General features: G+C 57.0%; 1 protein-coding gene. It reads right to left on the bottom strand.

Annotation, left to right across the window (positions count from 1 at the left end; genetic code table 11):
• On the bottom strand, positions 1-565 hold a 565-nt coding region (locus H6A60_RS12300; protein WP_500691541.1), incomplete at both ends, for a type 2 periplasmic-binding domain-containing protein.

The raw sequence follows: 565 nt of genomic DNA on the forward strand, positions 1-565 counted from the left end.
TCACCGAACTTATCCCGCCAGTAAGCCCACCTCGCGAGACCGGCTTCCGATTCTTTTCGGACAAACCATGCCGTGAAAGCCTTAACTTCGTCGGAATGCGCTATTTCGGCTCTGACGGCAAGCGTGTTGGTCCAGAGTGCAGGCCGCCAAGGGGCCAAAACCGGCACCAAACGTCCCTGTCGTAGATCATCATCAACAAGTCTCAGTGACAGGTCCACCGCGATGCCTTCTCCCGCGAGCGTACTCTGATAGCAAGAAATAGCGTCGCCCGAGAGAATACGAGCACAGGACGGATACGGTCCGAACTGCGCAGGCGGCATCGACCGCGGTGTGCGAAAGTCCGCGTGTGCCAACTTATCAAGCTTGCCGGTCTCCAGGTCGAAAAACAGTTGGTTATTAAAAAGGTAGCGCGCTGTAGGATATCCGCGCCCGATGCGGCGAAGCAGACGGTGACGGCAAAGATCCTCGATCCGCTCGGGCGAACCATTCCGGTTGAGATATCCCGGCGCAGCGAGAAGAAACGTGCCGGAACGAAAAACAGGAATGACTTCGATGTCCGGTGCAG

It is taken from the genome of Sutterella massiliensis (assembly GCF_016899755.1).
GTDB classification, from domain to species: domain Bacteria; phylum Pseudomonadota; class Gammaproteobacteria; order Burkholderiales; family Burkholderiaceae_F; genus Sutterella; species Sutterella massiliensis.